General features: G+C 71.4%; 13 protein-coding genes and 3 pseudogenes. 4 read left to right on the top strand and 12 right to left on the bottom strand.

The genetic code is table 11. From position 1 onward, the window contains the following. From secD to GVV04_RS25890, 9 genes and pseudogenes are all read right to left on the bottom strand, one after another. Window positions 1-1,914, bottom strand: coding sequence for a protein translocase subunit SecD (gene secD, locus GVV04_RS25925; protein ID WP_328822578.1), 1,914 nt, complete (start codon window positions 1,912-1,914; stop codon window positions 1-3). A 220-nt stretch (window positions 1,915-2,134) separates the two neighbouring features. Then, entirely contained in the window at window positions 2,135-2,482 is a 348-nt protein-coding gene (gene yajC, locus GVV04_RS25920) for a preprotein translocase subunit YajC (protein WP_161691391.1), read from the bottom strand. A gap of 140 nt (window positions 2,483-2,622) precedes the next feature. Next, window positions 2,623-3,597, bottom strand: a pseudogene (gene ruvB, locus GVV04_RS33520) (Holliday junction branch migration DNA helicase RuvB); the annotation flags it as partial. Window positions 3,598-3,678: 81 nt separating this feature from the next. Continuing rightward, window positions 3,679-4,320, bottom strand: a pseudogene (locus GVV04_RS34860) (LAGLIDADG family homing endonuclease); the annotation flags it as partial. Between the two features lie 164 nt (window positions 4,321-4,484). Next, a pseudogene (locus GVV04_RS25910) lies at window positions 4,485-4,707 on the bottom strand (Holliday junction branch migration DNA helicase RuvB); the annotation flags it as partial. Further along, window positions 4,704-5,306, bottom strand: a complete 603-nt coding sequence (ruvA, locus tag GVV04_RS25905; RefSeq protein WP_161691389.1) for a Holliday junction branch migration protein RuvA — start codon at window positions 5,304-5,306, stop codon at window positions 4,704-4,706. The gene ruvA and the pseudogene GVV04_RS25910, both read right to left, overlap by 4 nt. Further along, entirely contained in the window at window positions 5,303-5,830 is a 528-nt protein-coding gene (ruvC, locus tag GVV04_RS25900; protein WP_161691387.1) for a crossover junction endodeoxyribonuclease RuvC, read from the bottom strand. The genes ruvA and ruvC overlap by 4 nt, the downstream gene beginning before the upstream one ends. 135 nt (window positions 5,831-5,965) lie before the next feature. After that, window positions 5,966-6,574 carry a TetR/AcrR family transcriptional regulator gene (locus GVV04_RS25895; protein ID WP_161691385.1) on the bottom strand — a complete coding sequence of 203 codons (609 nt, stop codon included), beginning with the start codon at window positions 6,572-6,574 and terminating at the stop codon, window positions 5,966-5,968. Window positions 6,575-6,585: 11 nt separating this feature from the next. Further along, window positions 6,586-8,157 (bottom strand): MFS transporter, encoded by a 1,572-nt coding sequence (locus tag GVV04_RS25890; RefSeq protein WP_161691383.1) that lies wholly within the window; start codon window positions 8,155-8,157, stop codon window positions 6,586-6,588. A gap of 552 nt (window positions 8,158-8,709) precedes the next feature. Between GVV04_RS25890 and GVV04_RS25885 the strand changes: the two genes are divergently transcribed. Continuing rightward, window positions 8,710-9,309: a hypothetical protein gene (locus tag GVV04_RS25885; protein WP_161691381.1), complete on the top strand. Its 600-nt coding sequence runs from the start codon at window positions 8,710-8,712 to the stop codon at window positions 9,307-9,309. A gap of 853 nt (window positions 9,310-10,162) precedes the next feature. Then, entirely contained in the window at window positions 10,163-11,023 is an 861-nt protein-coding gene (locus tag GVV04_RS25880) for an SPFH domain-containing protein (RefSeq protein WP_161691379.1), read from the top strand. Between the two features lie 39 nt (window positions 11,024-11,062). Here the strand turns inward: GVV04_RS25880 and GVV04_RS25875 are convergent, their stop codons facing one another. Together GVV04_RS25875 and dnaE are read right to left on the bottom strand one after the other, a co-directional pair. Next, complete coding sequence (locus tag GVV04_RS25875) at window positions 11,063-12,100, bottom strand: aminotransferase class V-fold PLP-dependent enzyme (RefSeq protein WP_161691377.1); 1,038 nt, start codon at window positions 12,098-12,100, stop codon at window positions 11,063-11,065. Window positions 12,101-12,317: 217 nt separating this feature from the next. Continuing rightward, window positions 12,318-15,851 (bottom strand): DNA polymerase III subunit alpha, encoded by a 3,534-nt coding sequence (dnaE, locus tag GVV04_RS25870; RefSeq protein ID WP_161691375.1) that lies wholly within the window; start codon window positions 15,849-15,851, stop codon window positions 12,318-12,320. A 195-nt stretch (window positions 15,852-16,046) separates the two neighbouring features. Here dnaE and GVV04_RS25865 point away from each other — a divergent pair, with 195 nt between their 5' ends. Then, complete coding sequence (locus tag GVV04_RS25865) at window positions 16,047-16,388, top strand: PadR family transcriptional regulator (protein ID WP_161691373.1); 342 nt, start codon at window positions 16,047-16,049, stop codon at window positions 16,386-16,388. Further along, a complete protein-coding gene (locus tag GVV04_RS25860) occupies window positions 16,385-17,332 on the top strand; it encodes a permease prefix domain 1-containing protein (RefSeq protein ID WP_161691371.1) in 948 nt (315 codons plus the stop codon). The genes GVV04_RS25865 and GVV04_RS25860 overlap by 4 nt, the downstream gene beginning before the upstream one ends. 59 nt (window positions 17,333-17,391) lie before the next feature. Here GVV04_RS25860 and GVV04_RS25855 read toward each other — a convergent pair whose 3' ends face one another. Further along, window positions 17,392-18,648: a hypothetical protein gene (locus tag GVV04_RS25855; protein ID WP_201754133.1), complete on the bottom strand. Its 1,257-nt coding sequence runs from the start codon at window positions 18,646-18,648 to the stop codon at window positions 17,392-17,394. Between the last annotated feature and the right edge of the window lie 218 nt (window positions 18,649-18,866).

Below are 18,866 nucleotides of genomic sequence, written 5' to 3'. Positions count from 1 at the left end.
TCAGGCCTCCTTGACGCGCGAGGTGCGGGTGGCCTGCTCGGTGGTCCGAGCGGGAAGGGCCCGGCCGAGACCGCTGACCCGAGGGGAAAGGAACGCCTTGGTACGGGCGAACATCGTCATGATCGGGTGACGGAAGAGGAAGACCACGACCAGGTCGAGCACCGTGGCCAGGCCGAGCGCGAAGGCGAAGCCCTTCACCGCGCCGACCGAGACGACGTAGAGCACCACGGCCGACATGAGGGTGATCGCGTTGGCCGAGATGATCGTCCGGCGGGCCCGGATCCAGGCCCGCGGCACCGCGCTGCGCGGGCTGCGTCCCTCGCGGATCTCGTCCTTGAGCCGCTCGAAGTAGATGACGAACGAGTCCGCCGCCACACCGAGCGAGACGATCATGCCGGCGATGCCGGCGAGGGTGAGCGTGAAGCCGATCTGCCGGCCGAGCACCACCAGCGCGCCGAAGACCAGCAGCGCCGACAGCACCAGGCTCAGGAAGATGACCGAGCCGAGCAGCCGGTAGTAGAAGAACGAGTAGATGATGACCAGCAGCATGCCGATGCCGGCGGCGAGCAGGCCCGCGCGCAGGTGGCTGGCGCCGAGGGTCGCGGTGACGTTCTGCTGCTCCTGCGGCTCGAAGGTCACCGGCAGGGCGCCGTAGCGCAGCTGGCTGGCCAGGGCGCTGGCCGTCTTGTTGTCGAAGCTTCCGGTGATCTGCGAGTCACCGGTGAGCACGCCCTGGATCTCCGGCGAGGAGACCACCTTGTTGTCGAGGACGACGGCGACCCGACACTTGCCGTCCTGGCCCAACGCGGTCTGGTCGCACGCCTGGCCCTCGTTGGTGAACGCCTCCCGGGTCAGGGCGGTCCACTTCTCCTGGCCCTTGCCCTTGAAGTCGAGGCTGACCACCCAGGAGCTGGTCTGGTCGAGCACCGCGTTGGCGTCGCCGACGTCGGTGCCGAGCACCTTCGCCACGTCGAGCAGGTACTTCTGGACGCCGTCCTCGCAGGCGACCGCCTTCTGCTTCTCGTCCTTGATCGACGCCGCCGGGCGCTTGTCGAGCTGGGCGCAGCCGATCGTCGGGACGTTGAACTGCATCTCGGCCGGCAGCACCGCGACCTCGGCCGGGGAGAGCGTGCCGAACGGCTTGAGGGTCGCGCCCAGCGACGGGTCGGTGGTCAGGTCGGCCGGGGCCTGCAGGCCGCTGGCGGCCTGCCAGGCAGCGGCCCCGACCTTCTGCTGGACGGCCTTGCGCTGATCCTCGACGCTCTGCGGCACCGGCTCGGCGCTGGCGCTCGGCGACGGCGCGGCGGCGCTCGGCGAGGCCGGCGGGGTGGCGCTGGCGCTCGGGGCCGCGGCCCCGCCGCCCTGACCGCTGGCGCTCGGCGACGCGGTCGCCTTCGCCCCGGCCGGCGAGCTGACCGCCGGCTTGGGGCTGGCGCTGCCCGACGGGGCCGGGGAGACGCTGCCGGACGGGGCTGGGGTCGGCGTGGCCGCCGGGGGGGCCACCGCGCCGGTGCCGTCGCCGGCCTTCAGCACCTTGCGGAAGCGCAGCTCGGCGGCGCTGCCGACGTCGGTGAGGTCGCGGTTCTCGCCGGGCAGGGAGATGACGATGTTCCGGTTGCCCTCGGTGACCACCTCGGCCTCGGCCACGCCGTACGCGTTGACCCGGTTTTCGATGATCTGGCGGGCCTCTTCGAGGTTCTCCGCCGTCGGGGGCTTGCCGTCGATGCTGTTCGTCGCCTCGAGCGTCAGCCGGGTGCCGCCGATCAGGTCCAGGCCGAGCCGGGGCTCGAGCCGATCCTTCAAGCCACCACTGGCGCCGCCCGAGAAGAACACCATGAGATAGAGGACGACGAAGATGAGGCCGAGCACGGCGAGTTGCCGTCCGGGCCGCATCTGTCCCTGAGGTGGTGCCACGGCTGTCTGTCTCCCTGTTAGGGTCGCGCCGCCGACACGGCGGCGCGAATGTCGGGCCGGGGGTCCCGGCGACGGCTGTCCGGGGCCGGCGACCCGACGCCGACACGGCTGACCAAGGCCGACGCGGGGGCGTCGACCGGCAACCTGCGGGTGTCGGCGTCAGGTGTCGACCCAACTATCCAGTTTTAACGGCGTCTCCGCTGCCCCGTCGGGGAGGCGGTCACTCCTTGACGGTCTCGGCTTCCTCGCTGACCAGCTCGGTCGACTCGACCCGCTCGGCCCGGTTGACCACCTTGGCGATGGCCGGGCGGGCGTACCGGGTCTGCACGCCGGGTGCGACCTCGAGCAGGACGGTGTCGTCGTCCACGTCGGTGACCGTGCCGTAGAGACCGCCGATGGTGACCACCTCGTCGCCGGCGCCAAGGGCGGACTGCATCTGCTCCGCCTCGCGGCGGCGCTTCTGCTGAGGACGGATCATCATGAAGTACATGACGCCGAAGAGCAGGGCGATCATGAGGATCGGCGTAAGACCGCCGGCTCCCCCTCCGCCCCCTGCTGCGTAGAGCACTGTTACTGACCTTCCGATTGGCCTCCGGCTCGGCGCGACAGGCACCGGAGCGGAGGCGGAGTCTCACGTCCTGTACAAACCGCGGCGAAGTCTAGTCCCTGCACCTGGGAACGCCGAATGCGGCACAGATCACGTTCGGATCACGGCTGATCGGGCGTGGCGGAGAACAGATCGGGCGCGACAGGAACATCGGTGCCAAATGTACCATTCGGTGGGGTTCGGCCCAGGTGCCGCCAGGCCGCCTCCGTCGCCACCCGGCCTCGCGGCGTGCGGGCGAGCAGCCCCGCCCGGACCAGGAACGGTTCGCAGACCTCCTCGACCGTGTCCGGCTGCTCCCCCACCGCCACCGCCAGGGTGGACAACCCGACGGGCCCGCCCCGGAACGAATCGACCAGCGCGGTGAGCACGGCCCGGTCCAGTCGGTCCAGCCCGAGCGCGTCGACGTCGTACACCGTGAGGGCGGCCCGGGCGGTCTCCAGGGTGACCACGCCGTCGGCGCGGACCTCGGCGAAGTCCCGCACCCGGCGCAGCAGCCGGTTGGCGATCCGGGGGGTGCCCCGGGACCGGCCGGCGATCTCGACGGCGCCGTCGTCGGTGATCGGCACGCCCAGGATCCGCGCCGAGCGGCGCAGCAGCACCTCCAGGTCGGCCGGGGAGTAGAAGTCCAGGTGTGCGACGAAGCCGAACCGGTCCCGCATCGGCCCGGTCAGCAGGCCGGACCGGGTCGTCGCGCCGACCAGGGTGAACGGCTCCACGTCCAGCGGGATGGCGGTGGCCCCCGGCCCCTTGCCGACGATCACGTCGACCCGGAAGTCCTCCATCGCGCTGTAGAGCAGCTCCTCGGCCGGCTTGGCGATCCGGTGAATCTCGTCGATGAACAGCACGTCGCCCTCGGCGAGGCTGGTCAGGATCGCCGCGAGGTCACCGGAGCGCTCGATCACCGGCCCGCTGGTCACCCGCAGGCCCGCGCCCAACTCGGCCGCCACGATGTTGGCCAGGGTGGTGTTGTGGACGACCAGGTCGTTGACCGTGAACGTGTGGTCGCCGTCGACCGTCAGGCAGCGGCACTCGTGCAGGCCGACGGGCTCCACCGAGGCGACCCGGTCGACGGCGAGGCGCTCTTCGAAGCGGTCCCGGCGCGGGGCCCACTCGGCGAGCCGCGCGCCCCGTTCGCCGACCACGGTGATCCGCTCGACGAACCGCGCCACATCGTCCTGGCTGGTGACGCTGAGCCGCCACGACTCGTGCGGTCTGCCCTGGTAGCGACCACGCTTGAGCTTGAGATGGGACTGGATGCCGAGCCGGAGCAGGAGGTGCTGCACGTCGGCCAGCAGCTCCCGGGACACGCTGTAGTACTCGACGATTAGGTCGTACCGGCCCTGACCCCGCCGGCTGACCGTGCCGTCGCAGGCGAAGTACGCGCCGAGGAAGGCCCCGACCTGCCAGGCGTCGCCACGGTGGACGAACTCGGGCACCCGCTTCAGCCAGGCGGTCTTGTCCAACAGCCCGTGCTCGGCAAGCCACGGCCGGAGCCCGGAGACCCTGATCAGGGAGCTGCGAGGGCTGTTCGGCCGGGTGTTGTGCGGATGGCCCAGTCGGTCGCAGACCGACCGGAAGTCGGCCAGGACGCTCTCATCGCCGCCGGTGAAGGTGACGTGGTTGCTCGTGCACCCGTCACCGATCAGGTATCCGGCGAGCTTGTACTCGTCCAGGGCCGCGGTGCCGTCCGCGATCAGGTCGGGGCACAGCACGTTGGCCAGGAAGTCCCGTTCGGTGAGGTCGCCGGCCTTCAGCCACCCGTCGGGCGTCCAGAACGGGTGGTCGGGTGCGGCGATCACCGCGCGACCGCTGGTCGTACGGATGCGGACGGAATCCAACTCGCCCTGCTCGTGCACCGCCGTCACCGTCGCACCGGCGCCCGTGCGAGTGATGACCCGGTCGCCCACCACGACGTCGCCGAGCCGGCGTCGGGAGCCGTCCTCCAGCAGCACCAGAGCGTCGACGGAGACGGGCTTGCCCAGGCCGGGCGGGCCCGACAGCAGGATGTGGTCGGGCGGGGAGCCGCGCCGCATCGCGCCCTGGAGCAGCAGGTCGAGCTGGTCGCGGACCCGGTGCTGGGCGATGAACTCCTCCAGCCGCTTCGGCCGGACGCTGGCCTCGGCGTCCCGCTCGGCGTCGGTGGCGTACGCCGAGACCAGGTCGCCACCGCCGTCGGGGCCCGTCATCGGGTCCGGCCGAGGAGACGGATGGCCTGCTTGAGCAGCACCGGCACGGGCGGGGGCGGCCCGTCGACGGTCTCCGCCACGGCGGCAACCGCCTGGTCGGCCTGGCCGGCCGTCCAGCCGAGCCCGACCAGGGCCTGGCGGACCTGATCGGGCCAGGCGCCCCTGGTCACCCCGGCCGCGCCGTCGGTGCCCACCGGCACCGGGCCGATCCGGTCGCGCAGCTCCAGCACCAGGCGCTCGGCACCCTTCTTGCCGATGCCCGGGACCCGGGTCAGCGCCGCCGTGTCGGCATTGGCGACCGCCTTGCGCACCGAGTCCGGGGTGTGCACGGCGAGCACCGCCTGGGCCAACCGGGGGCCCACCCCGCTGGCGGTCTGGAGCAGCTCGAACAGCTGCTTGGCGTCGTCGTCGGCGAAGCCGTAGAGGGTGAGTGAGTCCTCCCGGACCACCAGGCTGGTGGCCAGCCGGGCGGGCTGGCCGACCCGCAGGTCGGCGAGCGTGCCGGGGGCGCAGTACACCGCCAGGCCCACCCCGCCGACCTCGACCACGGCGTGATCGGGGCCCGTCGCGGTCACCGTGCCGCGCACACTGGCGATCATCGTGCTCCTCCTCGTCGTGCCCGGTCGGCCGCCTCGGCCAGCTTCGAGCGGGTGCCGCCGCGCCAGACGTGGCAGATGGCCAGCGCGAGGGCGTCGGCCGCGTCGGCCGGCTTCGGTGGCTCGGCCAGCCGCAACAGCCGGGTGACCATGGCCGTGATCTGCGCCTTGTCGGCCGTGCCGGAGCCGGTGACGGCGGCCTTGACCTCGCTCGGGGTGTAGGTGCGCACGGGCAGCCCGGCCCGCGCGCCGGCCAGCACGGCGATCCCGCTGGCCTGGGCGGTGCCCATCACGGTGCGGACGTTGTGCTGGCTGAACACCCGCTCCACGGCGACGGCGTCCGGCTGGTGCTCGGCGACCAGGTCGGCGAGCGAGCGGTCCAGGTGCAGCAGGCGCAGCGGCAGGTCGTCGTCGGGGTCGGTGCGCACGACGTGGTAGGCGATCAGGGTGCAGGGCCGGCCCGGCACGCCCTCGACCACGCCCACCCCGCACCGGGTCAGCCCCGGGTCGACGCCGAGCACGCGCACGCCGCCTCCTCCCCCAGCCGCCAGCAGTACGTGTGTTCGACACCCTACTGGTCGCCCCGGACACCCTCCGCCGGGGACACGCCGGCGGCCGGGCCGGGGCGTCGGGGGCCGGGCCGGGGGCCGGGTCCGGAGGGGTCAGCGGGCCCGGATGCCGTCCAGGACGCTGTCGACGATCCTGCCGGGCAGGGAGTCGTCGTCCAGCTCGGGGTTCCAGCGCAGCATCCGCTGCACCAGCATCGGCCCGGAGAGCAGCGCCAGCACCACCTCGATGTCGAGGTCGGCGCGCAGCTCGCCGCTGCGCATCCCCCAGCGGAGCACCCCGCGCATGAGCTGCCGGCGGGGCTCGATGATGTTCTGGTAGACCCGGAAGTGGTCCGGGCTGCGGTTCACCTCCGGCACGAGGCAGGGCATGATCTTCGCGGCCCGAGGGTCGACGTTGTGCCCGATCGCGCCGACCAGCAGCACCAGGTCCTCCCGGAGGGAGTGCCCGGCCGGCTGCGGCAGGATTCCCTTGAGTCGGCGCAGTGCGTCGAGCATCAGCGCGTCCTTGCCCGACCAGCGCCGGTAGATGGTGGCCTTGCCCACCCCGGCCCGGGCGGCGATGCCCTCGATGGACAACGCATCGATCGTGCTGCCCTCGGCGAGCAGATCGAGAACGGCCTCCACGATCGCCTCGTCCGCGCGGACGCTCCGCGGCCTGCCGGGCGACCGCGGAGCGTCGGCGTTGGAAGTCATGTCCGACATTCTTCCCTTACCTATGCGGTTCCGGCCAACTCCGGTGTCCCGGCCGCCGGCGTCGCGACCGGCGGCTGCCCGTGATCCCGGCCGGGCATCCAGCGCAGCGCGACCACGATGCCGAGCGCGGCGACCGCCGCCGAGAGGGCCGCCGCCCAGTGCATCGCCGAGACGAAGGCATGGTTGGCCGCCGTGACCAGCGCCGGCCCGGCCGGGCCGAGCTGCCCGGCCGCAGCGTACGCACCGGAGATCGACTCACCGGCCGCCTCGTGCGCCGCCGCCGGCAGGTCCCGCAGGGCCGGGGAGACGTCCTGGCGGTACAGCGCGGACAGGACCGAGCCGAGCACGGCCACGCCGAGCGCGCCGGCGACCTGCCGAACCGTGTTGCTGACCGCCGAGCCGACCCCCGCCTTCTGCCTCGGCAGCGCGGACATGATCGACTCGGTGGCCGGCGGCATGACGTTCGCCATCCCCGCGCCCTGGAGGAAGAAGCACACCAGGACCGCCCAGATCGGCGTGTCCGTGTCGATGAACGCGAACGCCCCCAGCGACACCACGGTCAGCGCCAGGCCGACGATCGCGACCGCCCTGCCCCCGTACCTGCGGACCATCGCCGCGCTGCGCGGGGCGAAGATGAGCTGGGCAGCGGCGAAGGGAAGGAAGAGCAGGCCGGTCTCCAACGGGCTGTACCCGCGGACCAGCTGAAGATAGAACGAGCCGAAGAACATCACGCCCATGGCGGCGAAGAAGATCAGCCCGACCAGTGCCACCGGCGCGGCGAACCGCGGCAGCCGGAACAGCCGGACGTCCAGCGACGGGTGGTCGCTGCGCAGCTCCAGCACCACGAAGCAGGCCAGCACGGCCAGGCCGCCGACGATCGACGCCCAGACCAGGGGCCGGTCGAAGCCGTGCTCGCCGCCGTCGATGATGCCGTAGGTCAGCGCGACCAGGCCCACCACCGACAGCAGCACGCCGGGGACGTCGACCCGGCCCGGGTCGGGGTCGCGCGACTCGGGGACCAGCAGGGCGACCAGGACCACGCCGAGCGCGACGACCGGCACGTTGATCAGGAAGACCGAGCCCCACCAGAAGTGCTCCAGCAGCGCGCCGCCGAGGATCGGGCCGATCGCCACGGCCAGGCCGACCGCGCCGGCCCAGATGCCGATCGCCCGGCCTCGTTCCCGGGGGTCGAAGACGTTGGAGATGATCGACAGGGTCGCCGGCATGATCGCCGCGCCGCCCAGGCCCATCAGCGCGCGGGTCCCGATCAGCTGGGCCGGGTTCTGCGCGTACGCGGACAGCAGCGAGGCGAGGCCGAAGAACACCAGGCCGGCCACCAGGAACCGCTTGCGCCCGGCGCGGTCGCCGAGCACGCCGAAGGTGAACAGCAGACCGGCGAAGACGAGCGTGTAGGAGTTGATGGACCACTCCAGCTCGCCCTGGCTGGCACCGAGGCCGTGCACCGGGTCGGCGAGGGTACGCAGGGCGACGTTGAGGATGGTGTTGTCGAGGACGACGACGAGGAGACTGATCACCAGCACCCCGAGGATCGCCCACCTCCTCGGGTGTCCGGTGTTTTCGTGAAGTTGCATTTGGCTAGCTCTCCCCCGGATCCGCCCGCGACGCAATTACGAAACGGGACGTACTCGTAACCTGAGCGATCCTAAGCGAACCTTTTTCGATACGGAACCGCCTCGTATCGCCTGTGCCCCACCTCACACTTTCGCCCCACCCCACGGACCTCCGCGATGATCAAGAAGTTCGTGTTGGGACGGCGGCCCCGAATCCGACGATCAACGCGTGAGGCGGGCGCAGGTGTGGGGCGCGGGCGGGGTGGGGGGTTTGGGGAGGGTGGGGTGTTGGCCGGTGGCATCCGGTCGGCGGAACATCGGCCGGCCCCGGGTCGTTACACCTGGCAGACGATCGAGTAGCGCACACCGCTACTGACCCCCCGGACCCAGGGAATGCGGGTCGGTGGCCGGTCGTTACACATGGTCCCGGCGCCACGAGCACCCCCCGGTGCGGTGAGCAGTCCGGATGGCTTTCCCCCTTTTTGATCTTTTGGGCGCCTCGACGTGGTGCTCACACCCCCGCCCCTTCCCCTGGGGTGGTGTGTGTGTCGACCCCCGATTGGAGTCACCCCCATGAACACGATCATGCGTAAGAGCGTTCTCGGTATCGCTGGTCTGGCCTTCGCCGGTGGCGTGTTCGCCGGCCCGGCCACCGCCCACGCCACCCCCACCCCCGAGTCGGCGACCCCGACGACCGCTGTGGCCGTGCAGGCCGACAAGCCCGGCGTGGACAAGGGCAAGCTGATCCCGCACGGTGTGCAGGGTGAGCAGTCCCGCATCGACCTCGGTGACGAGGAGACCGCCAACGTGAAGGCGATCATCGCCGCCACGAAGAAGGCCGGCCTGGACGAGCGGGCCGCCGTGATCTCCATCGGCACGTCCCTGCAGGAGTCGAAGCTGGAGAACCTGGGCCACCTCGGTGACCGCAACGACCACGACTCGCTGGGCCTGTTCCAGCAGCGCCCGACGTCTGGTTGGGGCACCCCGGAGCAGATCACCGACCCCGAGCACTCGACCCTGGCGTTCCTGAAGGGCCTGAAGCAGGTCGACGGCTGGCAGGACATGCCCCTGACCGACGCCGCACAGACCGTCCAGGTGTCGGCCTACCCCGACGCGTACGCCCAGTGGGAACAGCAGGCCGCCGACCTCGTCACCCAGCACTGGAACAGCTGACCCGAACCTTCCACCACAAGGGGAATCGCTGGCCGGCACCGACGACTCGGTGCCGGCCAGCGGCACATCCACATCCACACCAGCGGCCGGCACCCCGACACGGGTGCCGGCCGCACAACGTGATCACCCACCGCCACAAGTCGTTACGCCAAAAACTCAGTGCGGTCCGGGCAAGGGCGTGGGATCCATGGCCGGAGCCTCGGTCTCGATCTCCTGTGCCGTCGCTGTTTCCGCTCCCGCGAATGCTCCGGGAGGTCGCCGCCACGCCGCTTATGCCGCCACGCGCATCGGAGAGTCGGGTGGCGGCCGGACGGCTGCCCCTCGCGACCGGTCGGGGACCTGCCTGTCGGCCCCTTTGGAGCTGCCCCGTTTACGCGCCCGCTTCATCGGTAGCACAAACGGGGCAGCTCCAAAGGGGCCGACGGAGGGCGGACCGACCCGACAAGGGCCGACCCGACAGGGGCCGACCCGACAAGGGCCGACCCGACAAGGGCCGACCCGACAGGAGCCGACCCGACAGGAGCCGACCCGACAGGAGCCGACCCGACAGGAGCCGATAGCGTCGGTAGCGCGCGTATCCCCTGGGACCTGCCAAGCCGGAGACTCTCACGACTGCCGAGGCCCAAGGCCGAGGGCGCACAGCAGCGCGCCCTGGAGTTGCACCCGCAGTCGCAGGCGAGGTTGCGGCGCAGGCCGGTGTTCGGGGAGTTGGTGGAGCGGGTGGCCGTCTAGCCTCGGGCATGGTTGTCACCTTCACCGTGCGCGCCGAGACGACCGCTCGGACCCGCCTGCGCTCCGCCTTGACAGGTGCCCCTAAGGTGATGGCCCACTCCCCTCGAAAGGAGCCGGACGAATGCCCTTCGGCTTCACCGTCACGATCATCTTTGTCGTCGCCCTGGCGATCTCCGGCCTGCTCGCGCTCGCCGCCCCGAGCAGGTCGACGAAGCGGACCGCCACCCTGGTGGCACTCGGTTGCCTCGTCGGCGCGGTGGTGTTCGTCGTCGGCTCCAGCGCCCACTCCGTGCCGATCCGCTCGGTCGGGATCGTCACCAGCTTCGGCAAGCCGACGGGGAAGGTCACCGGCTCCGGCCTGAAGTGGGTCGCCCCCTGGCAGAAGGTCGGCGAATGGGACGCCGGTCGGCAGAAGTACGACCACATCGGCGGCGACCACTGCGTCCGGGTCCGCACCGGCACGCTCGCCGACGCCTGCGTCGAGGTGCTCATCGAGTGGCAGGTCAAGCCGGAGAACGCGCCGAAGCAGTTCATGGACTACAAGGGCGACTTCGACAGCTTCCGGGGCCAGCGGGTGGGCGTCCAGCTCGACAGCGCCGTCAACGACGCCTTCGCCAGCTACAACCCGCTGGAGCGGATCGACGCCAACACGGGCAACCTGAACGTGGAGCTGAAGCCCTTCGCGGAGAGCATCAAGACCAGCGCGGAGGCGCGGCTCTCCACTGACGTCGACATCCTGTCGGTCACGATCACCCGGGTCAACCACGACGACAAGACCGAGGGCAACATCAAGGCCTTCCAGGACAAGCTCGCCCAGACCCGGAACCTGGAGCAGGACCGGAAGAACGCCGCCATCCAGAAGCAGATCACCGAGACGAACGCGAAGGTCGACAAGGTGTCGCGGTGCCTGGAGATCGCCGAGCGCAACGGCAGCAACCCCGGCCTCTGCATCAATCCCGGGATCATCACCGGCGCCAAGTGACGGCCGACCGGAGCTGACCCCGCCCGGACGCGCCCCGGTTCAGCCGGTGAGCGCGTCCAGGGCGAGGTCGACGTCGTCCTCGGTCGAGTAGACGTGGAAGGACGCCCTGACCCGGCCGGCGCGGACCGCCGCCCGGATGCCGGCCCGCTCCAGCCGCTCCGCCGCGCCGGGCACCTCCACGGTGACGATCGCGCTCTCCCCCGGCGGCCGGCCCAGCCCGGTGAGGAACCGGTTGGCCAGCGCGACGTCGTACGCCTGCACGGCCGGCACGCCGATCTCGGCGACCAGTTCCAGGGCGGGGGTCGTACCGACCCAGCTGAACCAGGCCGGCGAGATGTCGAACCGGCGGGCGTCGTCGGCCAGGCGCAGCGGCGGGCCGTAGTAGGAGGCGTGCGGGTCCTCCCCCGCGTACCAGTTGGCGGCGTCGGGGCGTAGCCGCTCGCGCAGCGCGGGCGCGAGGTAGGCGAACGCCGAGCCGCGCGGAGCCATCAGCCACTTGTACGCCCCCACCACGACCACGTCGGCGAGGCCCGCGTCGAACGGCAGCCAGCCGCACGCCTGGGTGGCGTCGACGGCGACGAGCGCGCCGTGCGCCCGGGCCGCCGCGACGATCTCGTCGTACGGGGCGATCGCGCCGTCGGCCGACTGCACCAGACTGAACGCGACCAGGTCGGTGTCGGCGTCGATCGCGTCGACCAGCCCCGCCAGCGGCACGGTGCGCACCCGGACACCCCGCTCGGCCTGCACCAGCCACGGGAAGAGGTTGGAGGTGAACTCGACCTCCGGCACCACGACGGTCGCGCCGACGGGCAGGGCGGCGGCGACCGGGGCCAGCAGTTGGGAGACCGTGCTGCCGACCGCGACGTCGGCGACCGGCACCCCGACCAGACCGGCGAAGGCGACCCGGGACCGCTCGGTGGCCTGCCCCCAGCCCTCCCACGAGGTACGCCCCGCCCGCCAGTCGGCCAGCGCCTCCTGCACCGCGTCCCACGCCGGCTCGGGCGGCAGCCCGTAACTCGCGGTGTTCAGCCAGCCCGGCTGCGGCTGCCACAACGTCTGCGCCTGTGCGATCTCCACCCTGCCGACGCTAGTCACCCGCGCCGCGTACCGGGACGGCCAATCCCGCGCTCGCGGCCTCCGCACCGGTCGTCCCCTGGCGCGGTGGGAGCCCACCCGCGCCCCGCCCGGCGGCTCCCGGCGACCCTCGCGCGGGCCGGGCACCGCGAGGGCCGTGGGTGTCGCCGGGCCGGGGCGCAGGGAATCGTCCCCATGCTGGGGACGCGGGGCCGTGGCGTCAGGTGACGTTGGCGGGGCCGAGGACGCTCTTCAGGTCCCCCATCAGCGCCGTGGTGGCGGCGACCCGGAACGGGCCGAGCCGCAGCGTGGTGGTCTTGCCGCCGTTGAGCAGCTTGACGTGCACCTCGGTGTCGCCGGGGTGCAGCACCAGGGTCTCCTTGATCTGCTTCACCAGTGGCGGCGTGCACCGGTGCACCGGGATGGTGAGGGTGACCGGTTTGCTGCCCGGGGTGCTGCTGACGTCCGGAAGCTGCATGTCCATCGCCATGATGCGCGGGGTGTCGTCGCGGCGGTCCACCCGCCCCTTGACGACCACGATCGCGTCCTCGGCGATGTACTGGCCGATCACCTCGTACGTGTTCGGGAAGAACAGCGCCTCCACGCCGCCGGCCAGGTCCTCCAGGGTGGCCGACGCCCAGGCCCGGCCCTGCTTGGTGACCCGCCGCTGCACGCCGGAGAGGATGCCGGCGAGGGTGACCACCGCGCCGTCGGGGACGGTGCCCTCCTCGGACAGGGAGGCGATGGTGCAGTCCGCCGCCGCGCCGAGCACGTGTTCCAGGCCGAACAGCGGGTGGTCGGAGACGTACAGGCCGAGCATCTCGCGCTCGAAGGCGAGCTTGTCACGCTTGTCCCACTCGGCCTCGCCGATGGTCGGCATGACCGTGGTGCTGCCGGCCGCCTCGGTGTCGCCGAAGCCGGCGCCGAACAGGTCGTACTGGCCGACGGCCTCCTTGCGCTTGACGTCGGCGTACGCGTCGATGGCGTCGGCGTGCACGGAGAGCAGGCCCTTGCGGGGGTGGTTCATGACGTCGAACGCGCCGGCCTTGATCAGCGATTCGATGGTCTTCTTGTTGCAGACCACCGCGTCGACCTTGGACAGGAAGTCGTAGAAGTCGGCGTACTCGCCCTTCTCCTGGCGGCAGCGCATGATCGCGGCGACGACGTTCGCGCCGACGTTGCGGATCGCGGCGAGGCCGAACCGGATGTCCTTGCCGACCGGGGTGAACGGCCCGGCCGAGGTGTTCACGTCGGGCGGGAGGACCTGGATGCCCATCCGCCGGCACTCCGACAGGTAGAGCGCCATCTTGTCCTTGTCGTCGCCGACGGAGGTGAGCAGCCCGCCCATGTACTCGGCCGGGTAGTGCGCCTTGAGGTACGCCGTCCAGTAGGAGACCAGCCCGTAGGCGGCGGAGTGGGCCTTGTTGAAGGCGTACCCGGCGAACGGGACCAGCACGTCCCACACGGCCTGGATGGCCTCGTCGGAGTAGCCGCGCTCGCGGCAGCCGTCGCGGAACGGCACGAACTCCTTGTCGAGGATCTCCTTCTTCTTCTTGCCCATCGCCCGGCGCAGCAGGTCGGCCTGGCCGAGGGTGTAGCCGGCGAGGATCTGCGCGGCGCGCTGCACCTGCTCCTGGTAGACGATCAGGCCGTGGGTGGGGGCGAGGATCTCCCGCAGCGGCTCCTCCAGCTCCGGGTGGATCGGGGTGATCTCCTGGAGGCCGTTCTTGCGCAGCGCGTAGTTGGTGTGCGAGTCGACGCCCATCGGGCCGGGCCGGTAGAGCGCCAGGACGGCGGAGATGTCCTCGAAGTTGTCCGGCTTCATCAGCCGCAGCAGCGACCGCATCGGCCCGCCGTCGAGCTGGAAAACCCCCAGGGTGTCGCCCCGGGCCAGCAGCTCGTAGGCGGCCTTGTCGTCGAGCGGCAACGCCAACAGGTCCAGTTCCAGGCCGTGGTTGAGCTGGATGTTCTTGACCGCGTCGTCGATGATCGTCAGGTTGCGCAGGCCGAGGAAGTCCATCTTCAACAGCCCGAGCGACTCGCACGTCGGGTAGTCGAACTGGGTGATGATGGCCCCGTCGGCGTCCCGGCGGGTCAGCGGGATGTGCTCGATGATCGGCTCGGCGGACATGATCACGCCGGCGGCGTGCACGCCGGTCTGCCGGATCAGCCCCTCGATGCCCTTCGCCGTGTCGATGACCTTGCGCACGTCCGGGTCCGACTCGTACAGGCCACGGATCTCGCCGGCCTCGGCGTAGCGGGGGTGCTTCGGGTCGAAGATGCCGGTGAGCGGGATGTCCTTGCCCATCACCGCCGGGGGCATGGCCTTGGTGATCCGGTCGCCGACGGCGTACGGGAAGCCGAGCACCCGGGCCGAGTCCTTGATCGCGGCCTTCGCCTTGATCGTGCCGAAGGTGGCGATCTGGGCGACCTTGTCCTCGCCCCACTTGTCGGTGACGTACTTGATCACCTCGCCGCGCCGGCGCTCGTCGAAGTCGATGTCGACGTCGGGCATCGAGACGCGCTCGGGGTTGAGGAACCGCTCGAAGATCAGCCCGTGCAGGATCGGGTCCAGGTCGGTGATGCCCAGCGCGTACGCGACGAGGGAGCCGGCGGCCGAGCCACGGCCCGGACCGACCGCGATGCCCTGGTTCTTCGCCCACTGGATGAAGTCGGCGACCACGAGGAAGTACGACGGGAAGCCCATCTGGTTGATGACGCCCAGCTCGTACTCGGCCTGGACGAGGTGGCCCTCGGGGATGCCGCCGGGGTAGCGGCGGGCCAGGCCGACGAAGGTCTCCTTGCGGAACCAGGACTCCTCGGTCTCCCCCTCCGGCACGGGGAAGCGGGGCATCAGGTTGTGGAACTCGAACATCCCGGTCGGGTCGACCTTCTCGGCGACCAGCAGGGTGTTGCGGCAGCCCTCCAACCACAGTTCCGAGGAGTCCACGGCGCGCATCTGGTCGGCGGACTTGATGAAGTAGCCGCCGCCCTCGAAGCGGAACCGGTTCGGGTCGGCGATGTTGCTGCCGGTCTGCACGCAGAGCAGGACGTCGTGCGCCTCGGCCTGGGCCTCGTGGGTGTAGTGCGAGTCGTTGGTGACCACCGGCGGGATGCCGAGCTTCTTCCCGATCTCGGTGAGCCCCTCACGGACCCGATGCTCGATGCTCAGCCCGTGGTCCATCAGCTCCAGGAAGTAGTTCTCCTTGCCGAAGATGTCCTGGTACGCGGAGGCGACCTTGAGGGCCTCGTCGAACTGGCCGAGCCGCAGCCGGGTCTGCACCGCGCCGGAGGGGCAGCCGGTGGTGGCCATGATCCCCTCGGCGTGCTCGGAGATCAGCTCCATGTCCATCCGGGGCCACTTGACGTAGTGACCCTCCATGGAGGCGCGCGAGTTGAGCGTGAACAGGTTGTGCAGGCCCGTCTTGTTGGCCGCCCACATCGTCTTGTGGGTGATCGCGCCGTTGCCGGAGATGTCGTCGCTCTTCTGCTCCGGCCGGCCCCACTTGACCCGCGCCTTGTGGTAGCGCGACTCCGGCGCGACGTACGCCTCGACGCCCAGGATCGGGGTGATCCCGGCGGCCATCGCCTGCTTGTAGAAGTCGTTCGCGCCGTGCATGTTGCCGTGGTCGGTCATCGCGACCGCCGACATGCCGAGCCGGCTGGCCTCGGCGAACAGGTCCTTGAGCCTGGCCGCACCGTCGAGCATCGAGTACTCGGTGTGCACGTGCAGATGCGCGAACGAATCGCCCATGCAGAGCGCCCCCCCGGGTCGAATCATGGGTCGGCCGGACTGGCCGGGCACCACCCTACCGAGGCGACCGGGCCGGCTCCACCGTCCGCGCCGGGGGTGGTGGCCCGCGTCTCCACGGGCCACCCGAACGTGGTCGGCCGGGAACAACGATGTGCCAGATGACAATAGTGTGTGGCATACAGTATGGTGTGAGGCATGGTGAGCGACGACATCCTGCGGACCCATCTACAGGAGCTGCGCCGGGGGACGGTGGTGGTGGCGAGCCTGGTCGCGCTGCGCCAGCCGGGCTACGGCTACGCGCTGCTCCAGCGGCTCGCCGACCACGGCTTCCCGGTGGACGCCAACACGCTCTACCCCCTGCTCCGCCGACTGGAGGAGCAGGGGCTGCTGACCAGCGAGTGGAACACCGAGGAGCGCCGGCCGCGGAAGTTCTACCAGACCAGCGACGACGGCGAGACGGTGCTGCGTCTGCTGCTGACCGACCTCTCCGCCGTGCAGAAATCCCTTACCGGCCTGATCGAAGGACTGGATCGATGAGTTCGCTGACCGACCGCTACCTCTCCGCCACCCTGCGCGCGGTGCCCGCCCCCCGGCGGGAGGAGATCGCCACCGAGCTGCGCGGCTCGATCGAGGACATGATCGAGGGCCGGACGGGAGCCGGGCAGGACGCCGCCACCGCCGAGCGCGAGGTGCTCAACGAGCTCGGCAACCCCGACCGCCTCGCCGCCCGGTACGCCGACCGCCGGTTGCAACTCATCGGCCCCACCTACTACCTGCACTGGCAGCGACTGCTGCGGCTGCTGCTCACCTTCGTCCCGGCGCTGGTGGGCACGCTGGTCGGGGTGGCCGGGGCGGCCACCGGAGACGGCCCGGCCGCCGCGATCACCTCCGGGTTCGGCACCGCCTTCGAGGTCGCGATCCAGGTCACGTTCTGGGTGACCCTGACCTTCGCGATCATCGAGCGCGCCGACCCGGCGCTGAAGCTGCCGGCGTGGACGGTCGACCAACTGCCCGAGGTGTCCGAGAAGCAGGACATGACCCTGACCGACATCGCCGCGTCCGCCGCCTTCCTGCTGTTCGCCGCGGCCTTCCTGCCCTGGCAGCACTTCTGGTCGTGGGCGCGGCAGGTCGACGGCGAGCGCATCCCGCTGCTCGACCCGGTGCTGTGGCGGTCGTGGCTGCCGGTGCTGATGGCCGTGCTGCTGGCCGGCGTGGTCTTCGAGCTGGTCAAGTACCGCGTCGGGCGCTGGACCTGGCCGCTGGTCGCGGTGAAGGCCGTGCTGGACCTGGCGTTCTCGGTGCCCGTGGTCTGGCTGCTGGCGAACGACCGGCTGCTCAACCCGGACCTGATCGAGCGCTTTTCCTGGCTCCAGGACGAGGGCAACCTACGGTCGATCACCGTGATCACGATCATCACCACGGTGGTGATCCTGGTCTGGGACCTGATCGACTCCGGGGTCAAGGCCCGACGCGCGGGCTGACCGCCCCCGCCGCCCCGGCCCGGCACGTCGTCACCGGCGGGCCGGGCCGCCGCGACGGATCAGAGCGGGTACGACGGGCGGGCCTTCGCCGTCGACACCCGGTCGAACGGCATCGGGGTGTCGCCGGTCCACCGGTGCAGCGTCGCCGTCGCGTCCTGGCGGCGCTGCCCGTCCACCATGATCCACCCGCCGGTCACCAGGTAGAAGCTGCCGTCACCGAGCGACTCCAGGCCCCGACTGCCGGGGGACATCCAGCCCCGGACCCCGGTGCGCCGGTCGGACAGGCCGGCCGGGGCGAGGGTGGCGAGCCGGCCGGTCTCCCCCGCCGGCTGCCCGCGCACCACGCCCCGCCTCGGCGGGGTCGCCCCGTCGACGGCATAGAGCGAGTAGTTCGGCCAGCCCTGCTTGCCGCCGGGGTACACGGCCATCAGCCACCGGCCGGTGTGCCGGTCGTACTCCAGGGTCTGCACGCCGTAGGCGGTGTTGCCGGTGCGGACGAAGACCTTGTCGTCGGCCGCCTGGGGCCCGCTGCGGTGCGGGTGCCGCTCGTCCAGCGGCCGGGCGAAGCGCTGCCAGTCGCGCACGTCGTAGGCGAGCAGCACCTGGTGGTCGTTGTCGCGGCGACGGAGGTCGGGGTAGACGCCGTACGCCACCATCAACACGTCCGGGCCGTCCGGGTCGCCCAGCGGCGGCCCGAACGAGATGCCGTCCACGCCGCTGGCGCCGTAGCGGTGCCGTCGTGGCGTGCCGCCGGCCGACCCGCCGTCCCCGTCCGCCCCGGCGGCGAAGTCCCTGGCCACGTCGCGCAGGTGCACGGTGGTCAGCACCCCGCCGGTCTGGGCGTCGATGCCGACCCGGTCGATCCGGGCGCCGTCGAAGATCGCCACGTAGAACGCGCCGGCGTCGCGGTACTCCAGCGAGGCGTACACCCGGCCGTCGCGCCGATCGAGATCGAGGTCGCCCAGGTGCCCGGTGATCCCGGTGACCGTGCCGAGCACCCGGCCACCAAGGTCCGTCCTGACCAGCACCTCGGTGAAGGACCAGTAGACCGACCCGCGGCGCTGGTCGACCGCGATGCCCTGCACGTGCGAGGTCGGCCAGGCGCCGCCGTAGATCGTCGCCGGCAGTTCCCCCGGCCCTCGGCGCGGACGGGCGGCGGCCCGGGACGGCCGGTCCGGCATGGCGTCGGCCAGCACGCCCACGCCCAGCGGGGCGAGGACGGCGCGGGCCGACTGGGCCAGGGCGTGGACCGGGGCGAGCGCTGCCACGATGGGCAGCACTGCCGCGACGACGACGGCGGCGGCGTTCCTGCGCACTGTTACTCCGAGATGCTCCGGTGACCGGACGGTCGCAGACCCTATCCGAACACTGGGCACGAACCCCCACGAACAGGTTAAACAAGGATGAAGAGTACCGGTAGGCAGGCGGGCCGCGCGGCCGGGGTCAGCAGGGAACGGTGTCCCACCCCGCGGGCAGCGTCGGCACCGGCCAGGCCGGGGGCTAGCCATCGTGGCTGTCGTAGGCCTGGCGGCGG

The sequence above is a fragment of the Micromonospora rubida genome, from assembly GCF_009908295.1.
Taxonomy (GTDB): Bacteria; Actinomycetota; Actinomycetes; order Mycobacteriales; family Micromonosporaceae; genus Micromonospora; species Micromonospora rubida.
This window is presented reverse-complemented; position numbering and strand designations above follow the sequence as displayed.

What these genes read in the sequence shown, in the direction of transcription:
- GVV04_RS25865 (WP_161691373.1), top strand. Translation starts at nt 16,047, where the DNA reads ATGGTGAGCGACGACATCCTGCGGACCCATCTACAGGAGCTGCGCCGG.
- GVV04_RS25885 (WP_161691381.1), top strand. Translation starts at nt 8,710, where the DNA reads ATGAACACGATCATGCGTAAGAGCGTTCTCGGTATCGCTGGTCTGGCC.
- GVV04_RS25880 (WP_161691379.1), top strand. Translation starts at nt 10,163, where the DNA reads ATGCCCTTCGGCTTCACCGTCACGATCATCTTTGTCGTCGCCCTGGCG.
- dnaE (WP_161691375.1), bottom strand. Translation starts at nt 15,851, where the DNA reads ATGGGCGATTCGTTCGCGCATCTGCACGTGCACACCGAGTACTCGATG.
- GVV04_RS25860 (WP_161691371.1), top strand. Translation starts at nt 16,385, where the DNA reads ATGAGTTCGCTGACCGACCGCTACCTCTCCGCCACCCTGCGCGCGGTG.
- ruvA (WP_161691389.1), bottom strand. Translation starts at nt 5,306, where the DNA reads ATGATCGCCAGTGTGCGCGGCACGGTGACCGCGACGGGCCCCGATCAC.
- GVV04_RS25895 (WP_161691385.1), bottom strand. Translation starts at nt 6,574, where the DNA reads ATGTCGGACATGACTTCCAACGCCGACGCTCCGCGGTCGCCCGGCAGG.
- GVV04_RS25890 (WP_161691383.1), bottom strand. Translation starts at nt 8,157, where the DNA reads ATGCAACTTCACGAAAACACCGGACACCCGAGGAGGTGGGCGATCCTC.